Source organism: Methylobacterium hispanicum, from assembly GCF_022179285.1.
Lineage (GTDB): Bacteria > Pseudomonadota > Alphaproteobacteria > Rhizobiales > Beijerinckiaceae > Methylobacterium > Methylobacterium hispanicum.
In genome coordinates, this window is record NZ_BPQO01000050.1 from 1 (window position 1) to 24,687 (window position 24,687).

Below are 24,687 nucleotides of genomic sequence, written 5' to 3' on the forward strand. Positions count from 1 at the left end.
GCCGCCTTGATGTCGCGACCGGCCGTCTTGCCTGCGTCGCCTGCCTCATGGCCGCCAACGCCCTCAACAATCCAGCCTGAGGTTTCGTCCTCAAACAGGCTCTAAGGTCCGTGGTGCCGTCAGTCAAGTTGGGCGACCATCTGGTCAATCGGTTCTGAACGCCAAGCTTAGAGTGGAGCCGCACGCTCAAGGGCGTGGCGCAACGGCAGCGGTTGACGGGATGGCAGGGCTCATACTTAAAATAGCAAGAGTTAGTGGATCATGAGGACGAATCTTGGGCACCGCCGATATTCAAATCTTCGATGCATGGGACCCGCTCGACTCAACTAGCGGTGCTGATCCTGGGATTGTCATCAGCGCTCAGAAACGTGAAATATCAAATATTCTCAAAAGCTACACTGGTTACTACGACCTTTTTGCCGAGTTGATTCAAAATGCTTTGGACGCAGTTGAGAAAAGAGTGGAACAAGATGGATATTTAGACGGCCAGGTATGGGTTTCTGTTGATTTAAAGCAGCAAATCGTGACTGTGACCGATAATGGTTGCGGTATGGATGAGGCCCAATTTAAGCAATTCCTAAGGCCAAATTTCTCGTTCAAATCGGGACCGATTTCGCGTGGCAGCAAGGGGGTTGGGGCTACCTACCTTGGTTACGGTTTCAATCACTTGCATATCAGCACGCGTATTGGCGACAAGATCTACTCCGGCTTGATCGAGAACGGCCGGGCTTGGGTGGAGGACACGACGGGCACGATTCCGAGGCCGCGCATTATTCACCGTCCCCCTATGGAAGGTCCGTTCAATGCCTTGGATCGCGGCACATCTATCACTGTAAAACTCTCAGGTTCCAACATACGGCCGAAAAGTCTGGCCTGGAATCAGGCGAGTACCGCGAGTCAGTGGCTTGCATTGCTCCGCATTATGACACCAATCGGTGGAATATATTTGGCGGGCACGACTGCTCCCAAGATTAAAATTCATATTAAAGTCATAAACCAAAGCGGAGAACCGAGTGAGGATGGACTGGACAATCCTAACTACCTCTATCCGCATGAAAATATAGCGAAGAGTGTAGCGCTGGGAGATTTTATCGATTGGCAGACACAGACGATTAAAAAAGGCAATGATGCAACGAAAATTCCAGCAAAGTTTACGCGCTTGAATGGTTTGTGGGGAGCTTGGAGTGCTGCTGAGCTGCTCGGGGAGGTGCCCAGTAACTGCCCGATACAACTTCGACTTGATAGCTCAGAAAGGCAATTGGCCAAAGAAGCTCAGTTGTCAATTTACCTATATCTGGCTTTCTCCACAGATCTGTACGACGGTTTTAACGATACGCAGTTGAAATTACGAAAAGGAAGCCGGTTTCTCCATGGTGGATTACAGCTTTCTACTCGTCATATGCCTCAGGGGCCAACCTTAACAATCCCGATGACCAATAACATAGGATTCCAGAACCTAGCTCACGTTATCGTCCACTTTGACAACGCAGAACCCGATCTAGGCCGCAAAGGATTCCAGCCTGAATTCACGCAGCTTGCCGAAAAGATTTCCGTTTCCGCCGTTACGGCATTCAGAAAGCGATACAGTCTCCTGAGAAAGCCTGGCGCTGCAAAGATATTTGGCGGCGAAATTAAGATTGAGCAGTGGATTAGAAATCAAGAGGAGCACGAAAAGGATCATGCCTTGACTATCACGGGGGCGGGCTTGTTCTTGCCCACGGAGGAGTTGCCCATTCGTTCTGAGCCGAGGGTTGAGTAAGATGTCGTTGCACTCTTTAACCAGATGCTTTCATCTGGCCTGGTCCGCGGTATCCAGTTGATATCAAGTTCACAATTCAACCAATACGACGGTCTCTATAGGGTCAGGATGGACCCGCCGTTTGACAAATTCATCCTCGGTTCCGCCAACCCTCTAGGCATCGAAGGTGAATTTTTCAATTCAGACGAGCCGTACATCTCAAAAATCAAGGTGCTTGAGTATAAACACTCATTAGACTCTCTGGTGGAAGAGTTCCAATCTGGCGTGAAGGCCGTGGAAGACATCGGTTTGGTCGTCACTTGGGAAATGCATGATAAGTGGCGCCAAATGTTCGATGCTGTCTGCTTGTTCGATGAGGATAACACGCATCATCGTCAGATACATGGCACGACCCATTCCTTTACCCACTCTGTTTCTGGTAATCATGCATTTGAAGCGATAATACTGAAAGATTTAGTAGCCTATCTCAAGGACCCCAAAGGTGAGGTTGCGCGGCAAAGGAAGTTCCTAGATCAAGAATGAGCGTGAGCTACTGCGGAAGCGCATCGTTAAGTTTGTCGTTCATGATGGCTTCGTCCTCGGCAGGTCTGGAGATTTTAGCTTCAGCTTGCTGAGGTCATGCCTAGTTCTTCCGGTGCATCTGATGAAGGTGCCACCTAAAGTCGATTCAGCATGTGGGGCGCAAATTTAAAGCATCGGATCTGCTGATTTCTTGCTCGGTGGCGAATGATATGTAGTTTTGGCGGTGCATACCGCCGTAGTTTCGTGTGAGAGAGTATGCTCAGGCGTACGAGGTCGAACAACAACACGACCTTTTACCCCAGATTTTGAAATTGGGTGGCGTGAGCCTCGTCCGAGAAAGCGAACGGCAGAGGGACCCGTGGAGTCCCAGGCCACCTCCCCTGCGTACCCCGCCAGCCTGCCTCAGGGCCTGGCCGTGGCCCTGCGTGGCGCACTCAGCGAGTGTCCATCACATATGGCCGGGGTGTCTTCTCCGTTCGTCCCGGACATTGGGCCTCAGGAACGCGAGGATGCCCGTGTAGGACCGAGGGCCCCTCACCAGGCCGACGCCTTCACCACTACGCTGCCCATCAGAGCGAAGCAGAGGCCAAGGTAGCCAACCCCGAGGAATGCCAGGCGATTGCCCCAAGCCTTGTCGCTCAGTCTCATGAAGAAGGCTGTCACAACGAAGGATATGAACCACAGTATCTTGGAGCCCTTAGACAGCCTCAGTGACCTCGGCGGCGGCCTTGGGGTTCAACACCCGGTGAACACTCATGCGGCTGATCCCGAGAGCCTTAGCGATGGCCGAGGGGCCGGAGCCAGCCGCATGCATCTCTCGAATCACTTCGGGCTTCACGGTCGGCTTGCGTCCCGGGTACTTCTTCTTCCTCTCTCGCTCGTCGCCACTCTTGATGGCTTCAATGCCGGCCTGCTGGCGCTCCCTGATGAACTTGCGCTCCATCTCGGCGACCATGCCGAGCACCGTGACCAGCATGTGCCCAGTGGCATCCTTGGTGGAGAACGCCGGTTCCAAGACCGACAGGAAGGCCCCCCTGCCCTCTAGTTCATGGACAAGGTTGAGCACGTCACGAGTGGAGCGACCGAGGCGATCCAGCTTCACCACCATAAGCTCATCACCGTCCCGGATGAAGCTCATGATGTCCGCTAGCTCATCCCTGCCCTCTCGGGTCTTGCCGCTGGCCTTCTCGGTGCGGACGATGGAGCATCCCGCTTCCTTCAGCCGAGCAACCTGCGTGGCGTGGTCCTGATCCGCGGTAGAGACGCGGGCGTATCCGATGCGCGTCATAAGGGGCCTCAATGTCACATATGGGTCAACCCGAACTTGATGACGTAACACGAGGCTGACTGCAAGCCTATTGTGACGCTCGAAGCGTAACAGCGGTCATGTCGCGTACGGGCACACCCTTGTGTGACACCGCGAACCATCCCCCGGTCTTCATCGGGGAGGACGGATCGGCTCTCCTGGCCTCCGAGCTTACAAGACAGACGGTTAGAGGCGGCTCGCAGCAGGATCGCTCGGTTTGCCTGTGGCGTCAGAGGGATAACCACGATCAGAGGGCGAATTTTACCCTCCTCTAGAGAGCGGGGGCGCTCAGGGGCCTAGCCAGAATCACTCGGTTTGCCCGTGTTACCAGTGGGATAGCTTCGATTGAGGGTCGAATTATCTCCCTTCTAGAGAAACGGGGTGGGCCAGGGGCTAACGAAGCACCCACTCGGAATCGCTTGGTTCTCCCGTGATTCCAATGGGGTAGCCCCGGTTCGGGGCCGAATAGCCTCCCCTCTAGAGAGACGGAGCGTCAAACGCGCCTTCTCGCGGGCCTCTACGGTCCTCCCAATCCACTCATTCAGCCAGGGGCCTTCGGGCTCCTTTTTTGTTGTCACGAAGGACACACAACATGATCACACGCCGATACCGGGAGCCCCGTGGGCTCCACTCGGATCAGGCCGAATATGGCTTCTACGTCAGGCTATCTGGAGCCGACCGGGAGTTGATGAAGCGTGCCCTTGAGGTCGCCACCGAACGCCTTGGTGGTCGCCCCAGCAATCCGATGCTCCTCGTGGAGATGATGAAGGTCTTCACCAATGGGGCTGAGGCATGATGCCGACACGTAAAGCGGACACACCGTCACCGCTGATCTCGGCGACACGTGGGAGTGGACCACGGGTCTCTTTCGTTGGGCGCAATCCGGAAGCCTCGTTCCTGCCGTCGATGAGTGGGTTCGCTGGTGGCGTCACGGGCTTCCTAGGGGCCAACCCCGAGGCAGTGCTCCTCAACGATGGCACCGATGGCCTGATGCGCCTTGGTCCTGATCCTCGGGCAGGAAGGGCTCAGGCTGATGCTCAAGCTCAGAACGACAACGAGACATCTCAGGCAGAGCTTCACGCCATCGTTGAGGCTGCCACGAAGAGGGAGCAGGCGGAGAGGACAGCGGCGGCTCTGATCCAGAGTCAGGCACACGGACAGGCCGGGGCTCAGGAGGCCTTCATGGGCGGATCAGGAAGCCCCAGACGGCCGGCGCCCACGATGGTGCATCCCAGAGCGGCTGGTTTGTTGGCGAGGCTCAGCGCTCAAGCTCGGACCATCCAGGGACTGCGCTGAGGGGCCGGGGGAGGATCAGGGCTGCATCGGCCAAAAAGCCGAGGTGCGTCGCGAAGGTCATCCTGGCCCCCCTTTCCTTACGGGCCCCTCTATAGAGGACCTGAGGGGAGCCGCGGATACAAGGTCAACTTCCGGCATCTGAGGCATGTCCTAAGTGACCTCTATCATTAACGCAAGCAATCACAACTGTAGGAGTGGACCTAGAGAACGCTATGGATGATGCCTTTGATGATGAACTAAATGGCGATGATAAGAAGGAGCACAAAGATCACACTTGGTACGACTACAGGCTCTTCTCAGGTCCGGGTGAGCTTCAAGGCCTAGTGTCAACTGTAGCGTGCTTGGTGGACAGAGCGGAGCGTGCTTCAGGTTTGCGACAGAGGGCAAGGAGGCCTAAGGATGAAGCGAGTTTCCTGCTTGCTCTCGATAATCTAGTTTCCAATCTGTCGTATGTGATAGTCAAATGGAATGATCCAAGGCCTTTGGTTGTGTCTCGGAAAAAGGGGTGCACTCGGGACAGAAACACTAGGAACCTTCCGGTAAAGACATTCCTGAGCTGTCTGGATGCCTTGATTCTCTCCGGCCTTGTGGATCAGAAGCTCGGCGCTGAGGGGGGGCGGACTACCACCATCGAACCGACCCCGGCCCTTCTAAGCATGATCCGGGGCCAGGTACTCAGCTTCGGGAGCTTCCGCCGCGAGCCCGAAGACGCCCTGGTGGTTCTGAAGCGTGTTACCAAGGTCGAGGGACAGGGCAGGCCGCAGAAGCCTAGGCGCGATCCAGTGCCCCTCCCCTTCAGCCCGGAAGTGCGGGCTATGTCCGATCAGATTGCCGGCCTCAACGCCTTCCTGAAGGATGCGGACCTGAGCTTTATCGATGATGGTCTTATCCCACAGGTCGATACGGCCCACTACCGGACCCTCGTCAGAACCTTCACGATCCGGGGGGGCCAGGATATCCGCCTCGATCAGGGTGGCAGGCTTTACGGCCAAACCTTCTGGCTGAACCTCGCCTCAGAGCGCCGGAGCGGTCTCAGGATCGATGGTGAGCCGGTGGCTGACCTCGACTTCGTCAACCTGGGGCCTCGCATCGGATACGCCCTGTTGGGTCAGGAGCCTCCCTCGGGGGACCTTTATGACCTCAGCGGACTTCTACCCGGGTACGATCATAGCAATCGAGACCACCGTAGGGCGATCAAACAGGCGTTCGCTGCATGCCTTAACGGGGGCGCCGGGGGGAGCCGAGGCATCAACCAACGGACGGGTAAGCCCGGCATCCTCGCACCCCTACCTGCGGGCACCACTGCGGCTAAGGTCCGAGCGGCGATCTTCGAGAAGCACCCCGGGTTCGAGGTGTTTTACGAGAGGGCCAAGGCTGGGGAAGTGGCCGTAGGCTTCGCGATCATGTTCAAGGAGTCTTGCATCCTCCTGAGTGCCTTGGAACGGCTGAAGGATGAAGGGGTGGTCGGTCTGCCATTTCACGACGGGCTGATGGTGGCGCGGAGCAAGGCTCAGATCGCCAAGGATACTCTCACAGCGGCTTCGAGAGATGTCCTGGGAGTGGAGCTGATTGTCGAGCTTAAGGCCGTCTACGGCGAACCTGAGCTAGCTTCTCAGCTCATTGCTGCCTAGCTGAGGCGCGGATGTTTCGTTGCCTCCGCAACCAAGTGAGGACCAAACGATCGGTCCGAAAGCATAAACCTCTGGGACTCCAGAAGCTTTTTGTCCTATTAAGACACAAAGGTTCAGGGGGACGGCGCGCTTTGAACCATGGTCCAGCCTCTTCCTTACTAAAAGGTGACAGCAGGTCTTCAGTCGGAGAGCCAAAGCACGGCCATCGGTTGCCTATGCGACATCATGGCTGTGTCCGCGTGACAGGCTGAAAAATTGTACCACGGCGCTGCAGCTCAGCCCCCGTGACAGGATGGATGGCACGGAGAACCCGCCACGCTGGAGGACTCTACCCTTCAAGATGGCCCTCCGCTGCTATCCCGTGGTGCTTCGTATGAGGGGCGTCGCCTGATTTTGTGCTTAATTTACAATAACATAGCTTCTCGTATGGCATAGCAGCTAGCGGCTGTAAGGACCGTCAGAGCCTTCGATTTTGCCTCAATTTTGGGTGGAAACTACTCCCCGAGTGCAAACGGGTTGCTATCAAATGGGAGTAATCGGGGCGCCTAAACCGGTGATTCGCTCGATATCTCAGTGACATACGTTCTGCTATGTGGTAGCAATTCAGGTTGTATGCACTGGACTGCAAATCCTTGCACCCCGGTTCGATTCCGGGCGAGGCCTCCAAACATCCGTTCCAGGATCAAGCCGGCCGGATCGCAAGTCCGAGGCCGGCTTTTTTCATGGCGCAACGGGAGCCCCGGCGGCTGTCGCGGCCTGCCCGGGGGCGCGTCCGCGGACCGTCCCGACCGGTCGTAGAGGGGGCGAAATCTCCGCTTGCCAGGGCCGGTGGGCCTGTGTAGACACCCCTCGCGATCCCCGATAGCTCAGTTGGTAGAGCAGGCGACTGTTAATCGCCTTGTCGCAGGTTCGAGTCCTGCTCGGGGAGCCAGCCCCATCCCGATCGCTCCCGTCCCTTGCACGACCCGCTGCGTATGCGGCCTTCGGCCTCCTGCGCGTCCGCGCGCGGATTCCGAGTCGGGTCGTGTCCGACCGGCTCTCACCCCGCGACGGCGGAGGTGAGGGCGACGCGGACCCGGAGACCGCGTCCATCGATGCCCGGGTGCAGCGAGACGGTGCCGCCCAGGCGTTCGGCGAAGGCCTTCACGATGGCGAGCCCCAGACCGCTGCCGGTCGGATCGTCCTGCCGTTCCAGGCGATAGAAGCGCTCGAACACGCGGGCGTGCCGGTCCTCGGGGATGCCGGGCCCGTCATCCTCCACGTCGATGCAGGCCCGCTCGAAGCCCTCCCGCGTCGCCTCGCGCGTCACCGAAACCCGGACGCGGCCGCCGGGCCGGTTGTAGCGGATCGCGTTGTCGATCAGGTTCCGCAGGATCTCCTCGACGAGGAGCGGCTCGACCCGGGCGACGACCGGCGCCTCCGGCCCCTCGAACGACAGCGTGATCCGCCGCTGCCGCGCGGCATCGACGAGGTCGCGCGCGGTGTCCCGGACGTGTTCGGTCAGGTCGCTCGCGATGGCGTCGCCGCGACGGGCCGCCTCCTCCACGCCCGCCAGGACGAGCAGCTGCGCGATGAGGCGGTCGAGCCGATCGACGGCCCCGTCGATGTCGGCGCGCGAGGAGCGCCATCCGGGGCTGTCGGCGGGCTGCCGGTCGAGCAGGCGCAGATGCGTCTTCAGGATGGCGACCGGCGTCCGCAACTGATGCGATGCGTCCGCGGTGAAGCGGCGCAGCACCGTCATGGCGTCGTTGAGGCGCGTCAGCAACGCGTTCAGGGCCTCGACCAGCGGCAGGGCTTCCCGGGGCACGCCCGCGACCGAGAAGGCCGGAACGGCGCCGCGCTCGTGGAAGCGGTTCTCGACCGCGCGGCGCAGGTCGTCCATCGGCGACAGGCCCATCCGCACCGCGAACCAGACGAGCAGGCTGCCGACCGCGGCCAAGGTCGCGCCCAGCGCCGTCAGGGCGACGAGCATGCGCCGAACCAGCAGGTCGCGCCCGTGCGTGGTCTCGGCGACCTGCACGAGGGCCGCGTGACGCGTGATGTAGATCGGCTTCAGCATCGCGCCGATGCGGACCCGCTGGCCGCGGAACACGGCGTCGCGGTAGGTCAGCGTCTCGGGCGGCGGCATCGGGTCGGGTTGCGGCAGGTCCTCGTAGCCCGTCACGAAGGTCCCGCCGTCGGTGATGCTGTAGTAGATGCTGTCGCGCTGCGCGTTCGACAGCATGCCGAAGGCGGCCGCCGGCAGATCGAGCGCGACGCTGCCGTCCTGGACGGTCAGGTGCTCGGCGATCGACAGGATCGAGCCGGCCAGCACCCGGTCGTAGGCGCTGGTCACGAAGGTGCTCACGAACCAGGCGCCGCCGACGCCCAGCGTCACCGCGAGCGCCGCCATCGGAACCATCAGGTAGGCGGCGACGCGGACCCGCAGTGAGCGGGTGCTGCGCAGGCTCACCGGCCCTCTCCGCCCCGGTCCTCCGCCGGGCCCGGCTCCATCAGGTAGCCGAGACCGCGCAGGGTGACGATGCGCGGGCCCGCCGCGCCGAAATGGCGGCGCAGCCGCGCCACGTAGACCTCTATGGCGTTGGGCGAGATCTCCTCGTCGAAGCCGAAGACCTCCGCGACGAGGCGCTCCTTCGAGACCACGCGGCCGGCCCGGGTGATCAGCGATTCGAGGATCGCGAGCTCGCGCTTGCGCAGCGGCAGGTGGCGGCCCGCGAGCGTCGCGACCTGGCCCGAGCGGTCGAGGACGAGGTCCGCGCAGCTCACGATCGGGTCGGGCCGGCCGTGTCCGCGCCGCACCAGGGCCCGCACCCGCGCCTCAAGCTCGGCCGGATCGAAGGGCTTTGCGAGATAGTCGTCCGCCCCGAGGTCGAGCCCGGTGACCCGGTCGGCCACGGCGGCCCGCGCCGTGAGGATCATCACCGGTACCGTGAGGCCCGCCCGCCGGATCTCGCGCAGCACCTCGAAGCCGGAGCGGTCGGGCAGCCCGAGATCGAGCACGACCAGGGCGTAGGCCTCCTGGCGCAGCAGGGGCAGCACGTCGGCGCCGCTCGCTTCGTGATCCACCGCGAAGCCGCTGAGCCGCAGCGACGCGACGACGCCGCGTGCGAGCGCGGCGTCATCCTCCACGATGAGGATCCGCATCGGTCGTCGTCCTCCGCGCCCCGCACCGACCGGCGGCGCCTCGGTGAGCCTAGAACATCCGGCCCCGACGACGATACCGCTCCGCGTGAGAGTTGGGCGTTCCTGCAAGGCGTCGGTCGCACCGGCGGCCGTGCGGGACCACAGGGCCGGGATCGCGCCCTCGAACGGAGCGGCGCCCGGGCGGGACGGCGGGCGAGAACAGGTTTCGCGGCCCATGCAGTCCGTGTCAGGATGATGAAAGCCTGGATGCCTACGGTCACCGGACAGGCGCGCCATGAGACGCGCCGTGCCCGGGAGGATCGTTCCATGAAGATGCGGCTTGCCGCCTCGCTCGCCCTGTTCTGTGCAGCCGTCCCGGCCGCGCTGGCCCAGACCGTGCCGCAGGGCTATCCGGCCTCCTACGCGGAGGTGATCGCGGCCGCCGAGAAGGAAGGCGCGCTCTCGATCTACGCCACCGCCGACGCCTCCGAGGTGTCCGACCTGCTGGCCCAGTTCCGGGCGCTCTACCCGAAGCTGAAGGTCGAGTACGCCGACCAGAACTCGACGGAACTCTACAGCCGCTACGTCGCCGAGGCCGCGGCCGGCAAGACCGCGGACTTCATCTGGTCCTCGGCGATGGATCTTCAGATCAAGCTCGTCAACGACGGCTACGCCCTGACCTACGCCTCGCCCGAGAAGACCGCGCTGCCGGACTGGGCCAAGTGGAAGGACCAAGCCTACGGCACCACGGCCGAGCCCATCGTCTTCGCCTACAACAGCCGTCTGGTGCCCGAGGCCGAGGTGCCGCGCAGCCACGCCGATTTCGCCAAGCTGATCGCCCAGAAGAAGGACGCCTACCGGAGCAAGGTCACGTCCTACGATCCCGAGCGTTCCGGCGTCGGCTTCCTTTACATCACGCAGGACGTCCAGATCAGCCCCCAGACCACCTGGGACACCGTGAAGGCCATGGGTCAGGCGGGGGCCAAGTTCTACACCTCGACCGGCGCGATGATCGAGCGCGTGGTCTCGGGCGAGCACACGCTGGCCTACAACATGATCGGCTCCTACGTGCTCCAGCGCAACCACAAGGATCCGACGCTCGCCTACGTCCTGCCGAAGGACTACACGCAGGTGATGTCGCGCATCGGCTTCGTGTCCGCGAAGGCGAGGAACCCGAACGCCGCCAAGCTCTTCCTCGACTTCCTGCTCTCCCGGGCCGGACAGGTCGAGCTCGCCAAGAAGGCGATGACCTCGGTGCGCACCGACCTGCAGGAGACGCACGGCATCACCAGCCTGCCCGGGGTGGGCGACGTCACGCTGCGGCCGATCCGGGTCGGGCCGGAACTCCTGACCCAGCTCGACCAGATCACGCGACTGCGCTTCATCAAGCAGTGGCAGAAGACGCTCGCGGCGAACTGAGGCCAGAGCCGATGCCCCGCTCCTTCCGCATCGCGGTCGTGCTCGCGACCGCGCTGATGATCCTCGCCCCCGTGGGGCTGGTGGTCTACCAGAGCTTCCTCAGCGGCCCCTTCTTCCAGCCGTCGAGCACCTTCACCACCCAGGCCTACGCGTTCGTCCTCTTCGAGGAGGACGATTTCCGCGAGGCCTTCGTGAACTCCGCCATCATCGCCGCCGGCATGACGGCGATCGCCGTGCCGCTCGGCTGCATCATGGCCTTCCTGCTGGTCCGCACCGACCTGCCGGGGCGCCGCCTCATCGAGCCGCTCGTGCTCGTGCCGATGTTCGTCTCCTCTGTTGTGCTGGCCTTCGGCTTCGTGGTGGCGCTCGGCCCCGTCGGCATCGTCAGCGTCTGGGCGAAGGGGCTGGTCGGCACCATCCCCTGGTACCTCTACTCGAAGACCGCGCTCATCGTGATCGCGGGGCTGACCCACGTGCCCCACGTCTTCCTCTACGCCTCCTCGGCCCTGCGCTCGCTCGGTTCCGACGTGGAGGAGGCCGCCCGCTCGTCGGGCGCCGGCCCCTTCCGGGTCGCGCTGACGGTGAGCCTGCCGATGATCATGCCGAGCATCCTCTACGCGACGGTGCTGGTGTTCTTCCTCGGCTTCGAGCTGTTCGGCCTGCCGCTGGTGCTGGGCGATCCCGAGCGGATCCTGGTGCTCGCCACCTACCTGTACAAGCTCACCAACAAGCTCGGCACGCCCTCCTACGACCTGATGGCCGTGGTGGTGGTCTCGATCATCCTGGTGACGCTGCCGCTGGTCTACACGCAGCGCAAGCTCCTCGCCGCCGCCAACCGCTACGTCGCGGTCAAGGGCAAGGCCAGCGCCCAGCGGCCGCTCGCCATCGGCGCGTGGCGCTGGCCGGCGGTCGGGCTGATCGTGGCCTGGCTCGGCTTCACCGTGGTGATCCCGGTCTCGGCGCTGGTGCTGCGCTCCTTCCTCTCAACCTGGGGCGAGGGCGTCGCGATCTGGCCGAACCTGACGCTCGCCCACTTCCGCGAGCTGATGGGCTACCCGAACCTCGTGCGCGGCATCGTCAACACGCTGCTCATCGCCTCGGTCGGCGGCGCGCTCTCGGTCGGCTTCTACGCGCTCGTCAACCTCGCGCTGCACCGCTGGCGCTCGCGCTGGACGGCGCTGATGGACTACCTCGTGCTGGTGCCGCGCGCCATGCCGGGCCTGATCGCGGGTCTGGCCATGTTCTGGCTGTTCCTGTTCACCCCCGTCCTGCAGCCGTTCCGCCAGACCCTGTTCAGCCTGTGGCTCGCCTACACGCTGGTCTGGCTCGCCTACGGCATGCGTCTGGTGAGCGCCTCGCTCCTCCAGATCGGGCCGGAACTCGAGGAGGCCGGCCGGGTCGTCGGGGCCCGCCCCGCCCAGGTCAGCCGCGACGTCACCCTGCCGCTGATCAAGGCCGGCCTCGTCGGCTCCTGGGTGCTGATCTTCGTGACCTTCGTCCGCGAGTACTCCACGGGCGTCTACCTGCTCAGCCCCGGCACGGAGGTGATCGGCTCGCTCCTCGTCTCCCTCTGGGGCACCGGCGCCGTCGACCTCGTCACCGCGCTCTCCACCGTCAACCTCGTCCTCATCCTCGTCGGCCTCGCGCTGATGTTCGCCCTCGGGAACAAGCGTCATGCCTAAGCTCGCCATCGAAGATCTCCACCTGCGCTACGGCGCGGTCGAAGTCCTGAAGGGCATCGACGCCCAGTTCGAGGAGGGCTCGGTCGTCTGCCTCCTCGGGCGCTCCGGCAGCGGCAAGACCACGCTGCTGCGCTCGATCGCCGGCCTGGAGGAGCCCTACCGGGGCGCCATCCGCATCGACGGCCGCCCGGTCTACGACGCGGGGGCCAAGGTCAACCTGCCCCCGGAGCGGCGCGACCTCGGTTTCGTGTTCCAGTCCTACGCCCTCTGGCCGCACAAGACGGTGTTCGAGAACGTCGCCTACGGCCTGCGCCTGCGCGGCCAGGGCAAGGCCGACATCACCCGGCGGGTTCAGGAATCCCTCGACGGCGTCGGCCTCGGCGCTCTCGGCGCGCGCTACCCCTCGCAGCTCTCGGGCGGCCAGCAGCAGCGCGTCGCCATCGCCCGGGCGCTTGTCTACGAGCCGCCGGTCATCCTCCTCGACGAGCCGCTCTCGAACCTCGACGCGAAGCTGCGGGAGGAAGCCCGGATCTGGATCCGGTCGCTGATCAAGCGGCGCGGCATCACGGCGGTCTTCGTCACGCACGACCAGGCCGAGGCGCTCGCCATCGCCGACCAGGTCGTGCTGCTCGACGGCGGCAAGCTCGTGCAGTCTGGCACGCCGGAGGATCTCTACGAGCGGCCCGCGACGCTGTTCGCCTCCGAGTTCATGGGGACCAACAACACGCTCTCGGTGGGCGTGGCCGAGCGGCGGGACGGCCGGGCGCTGGTCGATCTCGGCGGCCACCGCCTCTGGGGCGTCGACCGGGCGGATGGCGGGACGCCCGCCGGCAAGGGCGTGATCCGCCTGGAGGCGGTGCGCCTCGCCGAGGGGGCCGGCGAGAACCGGCTGCCGGCCGAGTACGAGACCTCGATCTATCTCGGCAACCAGTTCGAGCATCTGTTCCGCTGCGGCGGCCAGACCGTGCGCGTCCTGTCCGACCGGCGCGCGGGCCCCGGCCCGCACTGGCTCGAATGCCCGCCCGACCGGCTCTGGGTGTTCTAGCACCGGAGTTGGGCCGCCGCTGCGGCGTGCGCGACCGTTCGGGGCATCCCGCGCGCGGCCACCGCCGCCGCGCGCGGCGCAGCCGTGCGCGCAACCTCGACGTGTTGCAGAAACAATACAGAAATACAGCCGCGCGCAGGTCTCTGCAAGAACACGCTTGCGGTTGGAACGGACGATCGTCCTAATAACGAGTGTTCCGTAGTCACGGAATACAATTCGGCGCTCAAGTCACATGCCGATATCCCGGCGTCCCGAAGTTGTTCTTCGGGCGATGACGGGCGCGTGCCGAGAATCAGAACAAGGGGGGAGACATCATGCGTTCCATCGACAGGATCCTGCTCGCGTCGGCGGCGAGCCTCCTCGGGCTGCCTGCCGCCCAGGCCGCCGACCTTCCGGTCAAGAAAGCCGCCCCGATCGAGTACGTGCGCGTCTGCTCGACCTACGGCAACGGCTTCTTCTACATCCCCGGCACCGACACCTGCCTGCGCCTGTCGGGCCGCGCCCGTTTCGAGTACGGCTACCAAGCCTCGTACAGCCGGAACGGCGGCACCACGGCGGCGGGACCGGGCGACTACAGCGGCTATCGGGGCCTCGCCCGTATCAACATCGATGCCCGGACCAAGACCGATTACGGCACGCTGCGCGCCTTCCTGCGCCTCGAGGCGGCGAGCCGCACCGGCATCCCGACCATCCACTCGGGCACCCAGAACCGCATCGCCAACGCCTTCCCGGCGCTGGGCACCGACGGCTTCGGCCGGGTGCAGCAATACTTCAACACCGACAAGGCCTTCATCCAGTTCGCCGGCTTCACCGCCGGCCGCGCCTCGTCCTTCTACGATCTCTACGCCCACGACTTCGAGATCATCGCCTCGTCGATGAGCTCCGACGTCGCCTCGACGAACCTCGCGGCCTACACCGCGACGCTCGGCAACGGCTTCTCGGCGACCATCTCGATGGAGGATCCGAGCTTCCGCCGCTCGCCGCTCTTCTCCGCCCAGACCGCGGCGGTCGCGGCCGCCGCGACCGGCAATTCCAGTACCGCCCTCTACGCGCAGACCAACGCGCTCACCCCGCTCTTCGTCGGCTACAGCGCGGCGGGCGTGCCGACCGGCGTCGGCTTCGTCGACATGATCGAGCGCAACCGCCTGCCCGACTTCGTCGGCGTGCTGCGCTACGACCAGCCCTGGGGTTCGGCCCAACTCTCGGCCGCGGTGCACGAGCTGAACGTCGGGAACGGCACGCTCGGCACCTTCGTGGGCACGAATCTCGGCACGGCGGTGAGCAACACCAATCTGCGCGTCCTCGGCCGCACGCCGACCGAGTACGGCTGGGCGGTGCAGGGCGGCCTGAAGATCAACCTACCCTTCATCGCGCCGGGCGACACCCTCTACCTGCAGGGTTCGTATGCCGAGGGCGCGGGCATGTACACGGGCGTGACGTCCTATATGGGCTCCTACGCCGGCAGCGCCTCCTCGATCCAGGGTTCGGCCTTCAGCCAGTTCTTCAACGACGCGACGCTGAACCCCTTCACCAACCGGCTCGAACTCTCGACCACCGTCTCGGCGGTGGCCTCGCTGTTGCACTACTGGAACCCGACCCTGCGCTCGGCCCTGTTCGGCTCCTACGGCGAGGTCAGCTTCGCGGCGGGGGCCCGGGCCGCGCAGGGAGCCTATTACAGCCTGACCGCCACCGGTCCGGGCGCGCCCGGCACGCGCTTCTTCGAGCTGAGCCAGACGCTGCGCGACAGCTACCGCTTCGTCGTGGGCGGAAGCCTGATCTGGTCGCCGGTCAAGGACCTCGATATCGGCGCGGAGGCGATGTACACGCGGTTCGGCGTCCAGAACGGGCGGGTGCTCGACCTGAGCCGGTTCCCGGGCCAGAACGCGGCCTACGTGAACAACCTCGCCAACCCGGTCTTCACGACCACCAGCGTCGACGCGATCCAGGTGCGCGCCCGCGTGCAGCGCGATTTCTGACCTGTCCGGCACCGCACGGCCGGCCGGAGATCCGGCTGGCCGTGCGGTGCCGGCTCCGGCCTTCTCGAAGATTCCCGGCGACAAGGGCCGCGCATAGATTGCCCGAGCCGGCAGCGCCGCATTCCATGCCGCGGCGCAGGTTCCGCGTGCGCCAGGTCCGATTTCGGTCTAGAACGTTTAGCGAACATCGGCCGCGAGACGGGGGAAGCCGTGGATGCTGTGCAGCGGGTCGGAAGCTACCTTCAGGTGCAGGACGAGGAGGGCTGCCGCCATCTCCTGCGCGTCAGCGCCGTGCAGGCCCTCTCCGACACCGACCCGCTGCGCAACGAGACCTTCATCACCGCGGCGGGCCGCACGATCCGGGTGCCGCAATCCCTCGACGCGATCGTCGGCCTGATCGCGCCGGGCGAGCGTCTGGGGGCGGATGCCGAGGCGGCCGAGGCGCCCTGGCCGTTCTGAGCCGCTGCCGGATCGCCGCGGGGATGGACCGGGCGGCGGGTTCGCGCGTCGGCGCCGCACAGTTGCGCAGATCCGACGTTCCATGACCACCGCGCTCGCCGCCGTGTTCATCGCCGGTCCCCCGCCGAGGCCGACCGCAGCGGGACCGGCGGCGGTCCGCCGGCATCGGCTGCGGAGAGGAATGAGCCGCCGCCCGGGCGGCGATCCTCAGGCCGCCCAGATCTCCTCGTCGCTCGGCACCGGACGGTCGATCACGTTGCCGATCCGCGAGACGTTCATCAGGTGCTTGTAGTCGAGATTCTCCGAGATCGAGTTGCCCCCCAGGAGCCGCAACCGAGCGTGGTGGTCGGCGCGAAGCCGTTCGTCAGCGAGCCGCCCGCGGTCAGCGCCGAGGACTGGTTGACCACCAGCCGGCTCACCGGCAGCGCCACGCCCATCGCCCGGATATGCGCCTCGTCGGTCGAGTGCAGGGCGGCCGAGTGCCCGGCGCCCTCCACGAGGAGGTTGGCTTTGGCCAAAGCCACCGCCTCCTCGAAGCTGCCGTAGGGCAGGATCGCCACCACCGGGCAGAGCTTCTCCTTGGCCAGCACGTCGTCGGTGCCCGCCCCGTCCGCCGGGACGAGGATGATCCGCGCGCTCTCGGGCACCTCGAGGCCGGCCAGCGCACCGATCTCCCGGGCCGAGCGCCCGACCACATCCTTGTTGAGGTGGCCGTGGTCGAACACCGCCGCGCGCACCCGATCGACCTCGGCCGGGTCGTCCGTGAAGAACACCCGCCCCGTGTCGCGGAAGGCCGCGACCGTGTCGGCGTAGTGCTCCTCGGGGGTGAGCACGAACTGCTCGTGCGAGCAGATGATGCCGTTGTCGAAGGAGGCGCCCGCGACGATCTTCTCGGCCGCCGCCTTGAGATCGACGCCGCGGTCGATCACCACCGGCACGTTGCCCGCCCCGACGCCGTAGGACGGCTTGCCCGAGGAATAGGCCGACTTGACCATCGCGCCGCCGCCGGTGGCGACCACCACGTCCACCGCCTGCATCAGGGTCTGGGTGGTCTGCACCGAGCCCCGCCGCACCGCCTGGACGAGGTGCTCGGGTCCGCCGTGCTCGCGCACGATCCGCTGGTACTCCCGGGTGAGGTGCGAGGTGGACTCGTCGGCCTTGGGGTGGGGCGCGAAGATGATGGCGTTGCCGGCCTTCAGGGCGAACATCGCGTTGCACATCGGCGTGACGATCGGGTTGGTCACCGGGCAGACGGCGCCGACCACGCCCATGGGCTTGGCCACCAGCACGAGCCCCTCCTCCGCGTCCTCCCCGATGATCCCGCGGGACCGCTTGCCCTTCAGGTTGTTCCAGATCACCCGGGACTTGCCCTTGGCCTTGGCCACCTTGTCCTCGTAGACGCCGAGCCCGGTCTCCTCGTGGGCCATGCCGGCCAGCGCCTCGGCGTTGTCGTAGACGTATTTGGCGAAGTCCCGCACGATGGCATCGACCTGCTCCTGCGAGAAGGTCTCGAAGACCGCCTGCGCGGCGCGGGCCCGCGCGACCAGGCGATGGACCTGTTCGGGCGATGTCGTCGTGGTCTCGGCCACCTCGCCGCCGATGGCGGCGTCCAGCGTCGGGCTTGCCATGGATGTTCTCCGTCGGTCGGTTCGTGCGGGCGGCTCGGCCCGGCCGACGTCAGGCGTAGCGTGCCGGGCCCGCCGAGGGACGCCGCGCCGCCGCGCTTCGGGAAGATTCCGCCCGGCCTGTAACCGTTCCGGGTTCTCGAGCCGCCGATCTCGGGACGCGAATGCAGTTCCGGCGCGCAGACGCCCGGCGGGACGACCGGAGGTCGTAGTTCTCGCCCTCGACGGAGCCTGAATTCGGCCCTCAGCGCTCCTCCGCGAGGCGGCAGGTCGCGCGGCTCGCCCGGGGCCAGCCGTAGTAGATCACCTCCGCGACGGCGCTGGCCCCCTCGCCGACCTCCGGGACGGGGGCCTGCGCGACCTCGAGCTCCCGGCCATCCTCTCCCTGGAAGGTGCAGGCGACGACGAGCCCGCGTGCCGCACCGCCCGCGTTGTGGAGCGAGACCCGCGCCTTCTGCGGCTCGTGGGAATCCGGCGGCGCGCGCAGTTCCGTTCCGACGATGCGGACCGCCGGCTCCGCGGCCGCCGCGCCTCCGACGAGCAGTAGCGGCATGACCGCCGCCCATCCTCTCACCGCCCTCGGCATCCGGACCCTGCCCCGCTCCGCTCAGACGGATGGCAAACCCCGCACGGGCGGACGTCGTTCCGGGGCGCCGAGCAGATGAGAATGAACGTTCATTGACGTGAGAATGAACGTTCATTATGATGCTGGGCAATGCAGGAGTTGCGTATGCGCGCGTCGAGCCAGATCCATCCGAACCACCCGGCCGGTTCCGAGCCGCGCCTCGTGGCGGTTCTGCGCGAGGCGCTGGCGCCCGCCAACCTCGTGCTCGGCGCGGTGCTGCTGCTCGGCTGGTTCGCCCTGGTGAGCTGGACCGGCGCGGGTCCGGCCGGCTGGCAGGCGCGTCTCTGCTCCGGCCTCGACCTTCAGCCCCGCGCCTGCGGTGCCGTGCCGGTCGCCGACGAGGCCGCCGCCCTTCGGCACGGCGAGACGGGACGCGCCTCGTGAGCGGCGCGGTCGCCGTCGCTGAGGTCCGCAGCGCGCAGGCGCAGCGGCGCGAGCACATCCTCGACGCCGCGGAATCCTGCTTCGTGCGCAACGGCTTCCACCGCACCACGATGCAGGATCTCGCCCGCGAGGCCGGGATGAGCCCGGGCAACATCTACCGCTACTTCGAGTCGAAGGAGGCGGTCGTGCGCGGCCTCGCCGAGCGCGACCGCGAGCGCGGGATGGCGTTGGTCGCGGAGTTCGAGCGGGCCGGCGACCGGCGCGGGGCGCTCTTGCGCATCATCGAACATTACTTCGCCCACATGACGCGGGAGGATGCGGTGCTGCGCGTCGATCTCTGGTCGGAGGCGACCCGCAACCCCGACATCGCCGCCCTGGTCGAGCAGGGCGAGGACGAGGCGCGGTGCTGGATGACCGAGATCTTCGCCGCCCTCGCGACCGCTCCGGATTGCGATCCGGTCGCCCTCCACGCGCTGCTCGACGCCCAGATGAAGGGCATCGTCGTGGCTCGCGCCCTGAGTTCCACCTACGACCCGGCCCCGGCCGCGGCGCGGCTGCGCACCCTGATGGATGCCGGCCTCGAAGGCCGCCTGCCGGCCACCGCACGCCCCCTCGGGGAGACCGCATCATGAGACCCGTCCTCCTGCGCGCCGCGCCCGCGGCGCTGATGCTGGGCCTCGCGCTCGCGGGCGCCCGCGCCGAGACCGCCTCGCCCAAGGTGCCGCCGCCGCCCGCCGTCAGCGTGGTCGAGGCCGCGCGCCGGGAGATCACCGAGACGGTGGTCGTCACCGGCACCCTGGTGCCGCGCGACGAGATCCTGGTGACGCCCGAGATCGAGGGCTACCGCATCGTCGAACTCCTGGTCGAGGAGGGCGCGCGGGTCGAGCGCGGCCAGGTGCTGGCGCGCCTCTCGCGCGACCTGATCGACCGCCAGCTCGCCCAGCAGAGCGCGCTGATCGACAAGGCCGCCGCGGTGGTGCCGCAGGCGCAGAGCAGCATCGAGCAGGCGGAGGCTGCCGAGACCGAGGCGCGCCTCGCCTACGAGCGTGCCCGCCAGCTCATGACCTCCGGCAACGCCACCGCCGTGATCATGGAGACCCGCACCGCCGCCCTGCGCCAGGCGGAGGGCAAGCTCGCCTTCGCGCGCAACGGGCTCGTCATCGCCAGGGCCGAACTCGCCCAGGCGCGCGCCGTGAAGGACGAGCTGGAGCTGCGCCTCGCCCGCACCGAGATCCGCGCACCGGAGGCCGGCATCGTCAGCCGCCGCACCGCCCGAGTCGGCATGACGGCCTCGGCCTCCGCCGAGCCCCTGTTCCGCCTGATCGCCCGCGGCGAGATCGAGCTGGAGGGCGAGGTCGTGGAGACCAAGCTGCCGCGCCTGCGCGACGGCGCGCCCGCCTGGATCGAGATCGGCGAGGGCGAGCGCGTCGAGGGCCGGGTGCGCGTGGTCTACCCGGAGGTCGACCGGGCGAGCCGCCTCGGCAAGGTCCGGGTCCGGCTCGATCCGGATCCGCGCCTGCGCATCGGCACTTTCGCGCGCGGCGCCGTGGAGATCGCCCGCACCCGCGGCGTGACGGTGCCGCAGGCCTCCGTCCTCTACGGGGGCGCGAAGGGCTCGAGCGTGCTGGTCGCGGTGGGCGAGCGGGTCGAGGCCCGCGCCGTCCGCACGGGCCTCTCGGACGACGACGACATCGAGATCCGGGACGGGCTGCAGGCCGGCGAGCGGGTGGTGGCGCGCGCGGGCAGCTTCCTGCGCGACGGCGACCGGGTGCGTCCCGTCCTCGTCGGCACCTCCGCCCCCGCGGTCGCCGCGATGCCCTCCGCCCGCGCCACGGCGGATGCCGGCGCGCCTTGAGGCGCCCTCCCCTCGCGACGGACCGGCCCGAGAGACTGCCCGAGAGACTGCCCGAAGGATCGCCCGATGCGCCTCAACGTTTCCGCCTGGGCGATCCGCAACCCGATCGCGCCCCTCGTCCTCTTCCTCGTGCTGGTGGTGCTGGGCCTCGTCAGCTTCCGGGGGCTCGCCGTCACCCGCATGCCGAACGTGGACGTGCCGATCGTCTCGGTCTCGATCACGCAGTCCGGCGCCGCGCCCTCCGAACTCCAGACCCAGGTCACCAAGTGGGTCGAGGACTCGATCGCGGGCGTTCGCGGCGTCAAGCACATCACCTCGTCGATCACGGAAGGGTCCTCCGTCACCACGGTCGAGTTCCGCCTCGAGGTGAACACCGACCGCGCCGTCAACGACGTGAAGGACGCGATCTCGAAGATCCGCATCAACCTGCCGCGCACCATCGACGAGCCGGTGATCCAGCGCGTCGAGATCACCGGCCTGCCGATCCTGATCTACGGCGTGACCTCGCCCGCGATGACGCCCGCCGACCTCTCGTGGTTCGTGGAGGACACCATCGCCCGCACGCTCCAGGGCGTGAAGGGCGTGGGCGGCGTCGAGCGCGTCGGCGGCGTCGCGCGGGAACTGCGCGTCACGCTCCGGCCGGACCGGCTGCTCGCCCTCGGCATCACCGCGGCTGACGTGAATCGGCAGCTGCGCCTCACCTCCGCCGACATGGCGGGCGGGCGCGGCGAGGTCGGCGGGCGCGAGCAGTCGATCCGGACGCTCGCCGCCTCACGCTCGCTGCGCGACCTCAAGGCGACCTCGATCGTGCTGCCCGGCGGCCGCAAGGTCCGGCTCGACGACCTCGCGACCATCGAGGACGCGATCGAGGAGCCGCGCACCTTCGCCCGCTTCAACGGCGAGCCGGTGGTGGCGCTCGCCGTCTCCCGCGGCTCGGGCGCGAGCGACGCCGAGGTGGCCGCCGCCGTCGAGAAGAAGATGGACGAGATCCGGGCGGGCTACCCGGAGATCCGTTTCGAGCGGATCGATTCCTCGGTCGAGGCGACGCGCGGCTCCTACGAATCGGCGATGCACACCCTGATCGAGGGCGCCGCGCTCGCCGTCGTGGTCGTGCTGCTGTTCCTGCGCGACTGGCGCGCGACCATGATCGCCGCCGTGGCCCTGCCGCTCTCGGTCTTCCCGACCTTCTGGGCGATGGACGCGATGGGCTTCACGCTCAACGGCATCAGCCTGCTCGCCATCACGCTGGTCACCGGCATCCTGGTGGACGACGCGATCGTCGAGATCGAGAACATCGTCCGGCACATGCGGATGGGCAAGTCCGCCTACCGCGCCGCGCTCGAGGGCGCCGACGAGATCGGGCTCGCGGTCATCGCCATCACCGCCACGCTGATCGCGGTCTTCGCGCCCGTCTCCTTCATGGGCGGCATCGCGGGCCGCTACTTCATCCAGTTCGGCCTGACGATCGCGGTCTCGGTCTTCATGTCGCTGCTGGTGGCCCGGCTGATCACGCCGCTGATGGCGGCCTATTTCCTGCGCGACCACGGCCATCACGAGGAGCGCGAGGGCGCGGTGATGCGCGCCTACGCCCGCGTCGTCACGTGGTCGGTGCGCCACCGCTTCCTCACCCTGATCGCGGGCCTCGCGCTGTTTGCCGGCTCGCTCGTCTCGACGGGGCTGCTGCCCTCGGGCTTCATCCCGAAGCAGGACAACGCCCGCACCCTGTTCATGGTCGAGCTGGCGCCGGGCGCGCGGCTCGCCGACACGGTCGCGGTCTCCGACCGGGTGGTCGAGCGCATCCGCCGCCTGCCCGAGGTCGTCTCCGTCTTCGTGGACGGCGGGCGCCAGCTGCCGGGCAAGAAGGAGACCCGGCTCGCCACCCTCATCGTCAACCTGACGCCGAAGGCGGAGCGCGCCAAGCGCCAGTGGACGCTCGAGGCCGAGATCGCCGGGATGCTCGCCGAGGAGCCGGACATCCGCTCCTGGACCCTGCGCGAGAGCGGCCAGCGCGACCTCGCCCTGGTGGTGAGCGGCCCCGACGTCGCGGTGGTCGCCGAGGTCGCCGCGCGCCTGCAGCGCGACATGGCGGGGATCCCGCACCTCGTCTCGGTGATGTCGACGGCGCCGCTCAACCGGACCGAGGTCCGCATCCGTCCCCGCGATGGTGCCGCGGCCGACCTCGGTGTCTCGACCGACACCATCGCGGAGACCGTGCGGGTCGGCACGATCGGCGACATCGGGCTGAACCTCGCGAAATTCAACGCGCGGGACCGGCAGGTGCCGATCCGGGTGATGCTGCCGGAGAGCGCCCGCGGCGCCCTCTCGCGCCTGGAGACCCTGAAGGTGCCGGCCAAGAACGGCACCGCCGTGCCGCTGGCCGCCGTCGCCGACATCGAACTCGACCAGGGACCCGGCGCGATCGAGCGCTACGATCGGGCCGTGCGCGTCGCCGTCGAGGCCAACCTCGAGGGCTCGGACGCGCTGGGCTCGGCCATCGCCGCGGCGCTGCAGACGCCGACCGCGCGGAACCTGCCGCCGGGCGTCACCATCAAGCAGACGGGCGACGCCGAGATCATGCAGGAGGTCTTCTCCGGCTTCCTCATGGCGATGAGTGCCGGCATCATGATGGTCTACGCGGTGCTGGTGCTGCTGTTCGGCAACTTCCTGCAGCCGCTCACCATCCTGTTCTCGCTGCCGCTCTCGATCGGCGGCGCGATCCTCGGCCTGCTCCTGTGCAACATGTCGATCTCGATGCCGGTCGTCATCGGCATCCTGATGCTGATGGGGCTGGTGACGAAGAACGCGATCATGCTGGTCGATTTCGCCGTCGAGGAGATGCGCCGGGGCGTCGATCCGGTGACCGCGATCGTCGATGCGGGCCGCAAGCGCGCGCGTCCCATCGTGATGACCACGATCGCGATGGCGGCCGGCATGGTGCCGTCCGCGCTCGCGCTCGGGATCGGCGGCGAGTTCCGCGCGCCGATGGCGGTGGCGGTGATCGGCGGCCTGATCGTCTCGACGCTGCTCTCGCTGGTCTTCGTGCCGGCCGTGTTCCTGCTGGTGGACAGCCTGTCCCGGGTACTCGGACGCCTGCTCGGCCGCCTTGTCGGCGCGCGCGACGAGCCGGAGGCCGGGACCGCGCCGGGCGTCGCGCCGGGGGGCGCACAGTGAGGGCGCAGGGTGCTGAACGCGAAGAGGCCAGCCCGGCGGGCTGGCCTCTCAGGAATCAGGGGCGGGGCGCCTACTCGCCGGCCATCATCTCGGGCGAATAGTGCCCGCACCAGTCGGAGGCCGACACCACCGGCCAGAGACCGTGCTCCTGCGGCCCGGGCTGCGTCACCGGGGGATTGAAGCGGCAGAGCCCCTCGTCGCCGCTATGGCCGGTCGATTGGGCGGCCTTGTGCGTGTCGAAGTAGCGGCAGCTCTGGCACTGGGCGTTCATGGTGTTGGCCATCGTGTTCCTCCGTGTCTGCCGAAGCGGGCTGCGATCCGCGCCGTTCGGAATTAGAAGAAGTCCAATCTGCCGGACAACGCGGCCGAGCCGCGTGGGTTTCATGAGACCGCGACGCGCTCCGGCGCGGAGTTCGGGTCCCGCCCCGGCGCAGTACCGGTCCGGCCGGCCGCCGGCCGAGGCCGCAAAATCCTATCCCTTTCCTAACGTCCGCCCGGTCCGTCCCGGAATTCACCGGCGCTCGGGCAGGCTTGTGCGGCCGCGCACCTCCGGGCCGGCGGGGCTGCCGGCTCGCTCCGGCGGTGTTGCAGGGCTGCACTATCGAGCGGCGGCGCTTTGGTTTTTCTCTCCGGTCATGGTCCCCGCCCCGGGGACGAGGATTTGAGCCATGAAGAAGATCCTGCTTGCCTCCACGGTCCTCGCCGGCCTGACCGCTGCCGCCTCGGCCGCCGACCTTCCGCGTCGCGCCGCTCCGCCGCCGGTCTTCACGCCGGTGCCGGTCTTCACCTGGACGGGCTTCTACGCCGGT

Annotated in this window: 19 protein-coding genes and 1 tRNA gene; 14 read left to right on the forward strand and 6 right to left on the reverse strand. The window is 66.6% G+C overall.

The window, feature by feature from the left end:
- Positions 1–274: 274 nt before the first annotated feature.
- Positions 275–1,759: an ATP-binding protein gene (locus MFF56_RS30650; protein WP_238232092.1), complete on the forward strand. Its 1,485-nt coding sequence runs from the start codon at positions 275–277 to the stop codon at positions 1,757–1,759.
- A gap of 108 nt (positions 1,760–1,867) precedes the next feature.
- Positions 1,868–2,281 (forward strand): hypothetical protein, encoded by a 414-nt coding sequence (locus MFF56_RS30655; protein ID WP_238232094.1) that lies wholly within the window; start codon positions 1,868–1,870, stop codon positions 2,279–2,281.
- A 697-nt stretch (positions 2,282–2,978) separates the two neighbouring features.
- On the opposite strand, the gene MFF56_RS30660 is transcribed toward MFF56_RS30655, so the two are convergent.
- On the reverse strand, positions 2,979–3,569 hold the full coding sequence (locus MFF56_RS30660; RefSeq protein WP_066918442.1) for a recombinase family protein: 591 nt from the start codon (positions 3,567–3,569) through the stop codon (positions 2,979–2,981).
- 610 nt (positions 3,570–4,179) lie between these two features.
- Here MFF56_RS30660 and MFF56_RS30665 point away from each other — a divergent pair.
- From MFF56_RS30665 to MFF56_RS30675, 3 genes are all read left to right on the forward strand, one after another.
- Positions 4,180–4,383, forward strand: coding sequence for a hypothetical protein (locus MFF56_RS30665; RefSeq protein WP_066918441.1), 204 nt, complete (start codon positions 4,180–4,182; stop codon positions 4,381–4,383).
- Between the two features lie 712 nt (positions 4,384–5,095).
- Positions 5,096–6,514: a hypothetical protein gene (locus MFF56_RS30670; RefSeq protein WP_156453463.1), complete on the forward strand. Its 1,419-nt coding sequence runs from the start codon at positions 5,096–5,098 to the stop codon at positions 6,512–6,514.
- An 855-nt stretch (positions 6,515–7,369) separates the two neighbouring features.
- A tRNA-Asn gene (locus MFF56_RS30675) sits at positions 7,370–7,445 on the forward strand.
- Between the two features lie 108 nt (positions 7,446–7,553).
- On the opposite strand, the gene MFF56_RS30680 is transcribed toward MFF56_RS30675, so the two are convergent.
- Both MFF56_RS30680 and MFF56_RS30685 read right to left on the reverse strand, forming a co-directional pair.
- Positions 7,554–8,966 (reverse strand): sensor histidine kinase, encoded by a 1,413-nt coding sequence (locus MFF56_RS30680; RefSeq protein ID WP_066919662.1) that lies wholly within the window; start codon positions 8,964–8,966, stop codon positions 7,554–7,556.
- Positions 8,963–9,658 carry a response regulator gene (locus MFF56_RS30685; protein ID WP_066919664.1) on the reverse strand — a complete coding sequence of 232 codons (696 nt, stop codon included), beginning with the start codon at positions 9,656–9,658 and terminating at the stop codon, positions 8,963–8,965. Before MFF56_RS30685 ends, MFF56_RS30680 begins: the two co-directional genes overlap by 4 nt.
- Positions 9,659–9,964: 306 nt before the next feature.
- Here MFF56_RS30685 and MFF56_RS30690 point away from each other — a divergent pair, with 306 nt between their 5' ends.
- From MFF56_RS30690 to MFF56_RS30710, 5 genes are all read left to right on the forward strand, one after another.
- Positions 9,965–11,056 carry an ABC transporter substrate-binding protein gene (locus tag MFF56_RS30690; protein ID WP_066919666.1) on the forward strand — a complete coding sequence of 364 codons (1,092 nt, stop codon included), beginning with the start codon at positions 9,965–9,967 and terminating at the stop codon, positions 11,054–11,056.
- A gap of 11 nt (positions 11,057–11,067) precedes the next feature.
- On the forward strand, positions 11,068–12,738 hold the full coding sequence (locus MFF56_RS30695) for an ABC transporter permease (protein ID WP_066919668.1): 1,671 nt from the start codon (positions 11,068–11,070) through the stop codon (positions 12,736–12,738).
- Complete coding sequence (locus MFF56_RS30700; protein ID WP_238232096.1) at positions 12,731–13,783, forward strand: ABC transporter ATP-binding protein; 1,053 nt, start codon at positions 12,731–12,733, stop codon at positions 13,781–13,783. Before MFF56_RS30695 ends, MFF56_RS30700 begins: the two co-directional genes overlap by 8 nt.
- A 314-nt stretch (positions 13,784–14,097) precedes the next feature.
- Positions 14,098–15,759, forward strand: a complete 1,662-nt coding sequence (locus tag MFF56_RS30705; protein ID WP_238232098.1) for a porin — start codon at positions 14,098–14,100, stop codon at positions 15,757–15,759.
- Between the two features lie 210 nt (positions 15,760–15,969).
- A complete protein-coding gene (locus tag MFF56_RS30710) occupies positions 15,970–16,218 on the forward strand; it encodes a hypothetical protein (RefSeq protein ID WP_066920771.1) in 249 nt (82 codons plus the stop codon).
- A gap of 278 nt (positions 16,219–16,496) precedes the next feature.
- On the opposite strand, the gene MFF56_RS30715 is transcribed toward MFF56_RS30710, so the two are convergent.
- On the reverse strand, positions 16,497–17,846 hold the full coding sequence (locus MFF56_RS30715) for an aldehyde dehydrogenase family protein (protein ID WP_238232100.1): 1,350 nt from the start codon (positions 17,844–17,846) through the stop codon (positions 16,497–16,499).
- Positions 17,847–18,087: 241 nt separating this feature from the next.
- Complete coding sequence (locus tag MFF56_RS30720) at positions 18,088–18,396, reverse strand: hypothetical protein (protein ID WP_066920773.1); 309 nt, start codon at positions 18,394–18,396, stop codon at positions 18,088–18,090.
- A 177-nt stretch (positions 18,397–18,573) separates the two neighbouring features.
- On the opposite strand from MFF56_RS30720, the gene MFF56_RS30725 reads away from it, so the two are divergent.
- The 4 genes from MFF56_RS30725 (at position 18,574) to MFF56_RS30740 (ending at position 23,878) form a co-directional block, all read left to right on the forward strand.
- The gene (locus MFF56_RS30725) at positions 18,574–18,852 is read left to right on the forward strand and encodes a hypothetical protein (protein WP_066920775.1); all 279 of its coding nucleotides are present in this window, start codon (positions 18,574–18,576) and stop codon (positions 18,850–18,852) included.
- Positions 18,849–19,484, forward strand: a complete 636-nt coding sequence (locus MFF56_RS30730) for a TetR/AcrR family transcriptional regulator (RefSeq protein WP_066920777.1) — start codon at positions 18,849–18,851, stop codon at positions 19,482–19,484. The genes MFF56_RS30725 and MFF56_RS30730 overlap by 4 nt, the downstream gene beginning before the upstream one ends.
- 35 nt (positions 19,485–19,519) lie before the next feature.
- Positions 19,520–20,707 carry an efflux RND transporter periplasmic adaptor subunit gene (locus MFF56_RS30735; protein WP_373324238.1) on the forward strand — a complete coding sequence of 396 codons (1,188 nt, stop codon included), beginning with the start codon at positions 19,520–19,522 and terminating at the stop codon, positions 20,705–20,707.
- A gap of 66 nt (positions 20,708–20,773) precedes the next feature.
- Positions 20,774–23,878 carry an efflux RND transporter permease subunit gene (locus tag MFF56_RS30740; RefSeq protein WP_066920782.1) on the forward strand — a complete coding sequence of 1,035 codons (3,105 nt, stop codon included), beginning with the start codon at positions 20,774–20,776 and terminating at the stop codon, positions 23,876–23,878.
- Between the two features lie 70 nt (positions 23,879–23,948).
- On the opposite strand, the gene MFF56_RS30745 is transcribed toward MFF56_RS30740, so the two are convergent.
- Positions 23,949–24,161, reverse strand: a complete 213-nt coding sequence (locus MFF56_RS30745) for a hypothetical protein (protein ID WP_066920784.1) — start codon at positions 24,159–24,161, stop codon at positions 23,949–23,951.
- Positions 24,162–24,687: the final 526 nt, after the last annotated feature.

Excerpts from the sequence above, each read along its gene's own strand:
- MFF56_RS30720 (WP_066920773.1), bottom strand. The coding sequence starts at position 18,396 with ATGCCGCTACTGCTCGTCGGAGGCGCGGCGGCCGCGGAGCCGGCGGTC.
- MFF56_RS30665 (WP_066918441.1), top strand. The coding sequence starts at position 4,180 with ATGATCACACGCCGATACCGGGAGCCCCGTGGGCTCCACTCGGATCAG.
- MFF56_RS30740 (WP_066920782.1), top strand. The coding sequence starts at position 20,774 with ATGCGCCTCAACGTTTCCGCCTGGGCGATCCGCAACCCGATCGCGCCC.
- MFF56_RS30725 (WP_066920775.1), top strand. The coding sequence starts at position 18,574 with ATGCGCGCGTCGAGCCAGATCCATCCGAACCACCCGGCCGGTTCCGAG.
- MFF56_RS30735 (WP_373324238.1), top strand. The coding sequence starts at position 19,520 with ATGCTGGGCCTCGCGCTCGCGGGCGCCCGCGCCGAGACCGCCTCGCCC.
- MFF56_RS30690 (WP_066919666.1), top strand. The coding sequence starts at position 9,965 with ATGAAGATGCGGCTTGCCGCCTCGCTCGCCCTGTTCTGTGCAGCCGTC.
- MFF56_RS30655 (WP_238232094.1), top strand. The coding sequence starts at position 1,868 with ATGGACCCGCCGTTTGACAAATTCATCCTCGGTTCCGCCAACCCTCTA.
- MFF56_RS30745 (WP_066920784.1), bottom strand. The coding sequence starts at position 24,161 with ATGGCCAACACCATGAACGCCCAGTGCCAGAGCTGCCGCTACTTCGAC.
- MFF56_RS30705 (WP_238232098.1), top strand. The coding sequence starts at position 14,098 with ATGCGTTCCATCGACAGGATCCTGCTCGCGTCGGCGGCGAGCCTCCTC.
- MFF56_RS30695 (WP_066919668.1), top strand. The coding sequence starts at position 11,068 with ATGCCCCGCTCCTTCCGCATCGCGGTCGTGCTCGCGACCGCGCTGATG.
- MFF56_RS30700 (WP_238232096.1), top strand. The coding sequence starts at position 12,731 with ATGCCTAAGCTCGCCATCGAAGATCTCCACCTGCGCTACGGCGCGGTC.
- MFF56_RS30660 (WP_066918442.1), bottom strand. The coding sequence starts at position 3,569 with ATGACGCGCATCGGATACGCCCGCGTCTCTACCGCGGATCAGGACCAC.
- MFF56_RS30670 (WP_156453463.1), top strand. The coding sequence starts at position 5,096 with ATGGATGATGCCTTTGATGATGAACTAAATGGCGATGATAAGAAGGAG.
- MFF56_RS30685 (WP_066919664.1), bottom strand. The coding sequence starts at position 9,658 with ATGCGGATCCTCATCGTGGAGGATGACGCCGCGCTCGCACGCGGCGTC.
- MFF56_RS30715 (WP_238232100.1), bottom strand. The coding sequence starts at position 17,846 with ATGGCAAGCCCGACGCTGGACGCCGCCATCGGCGGCGAGGTGGCCGAG.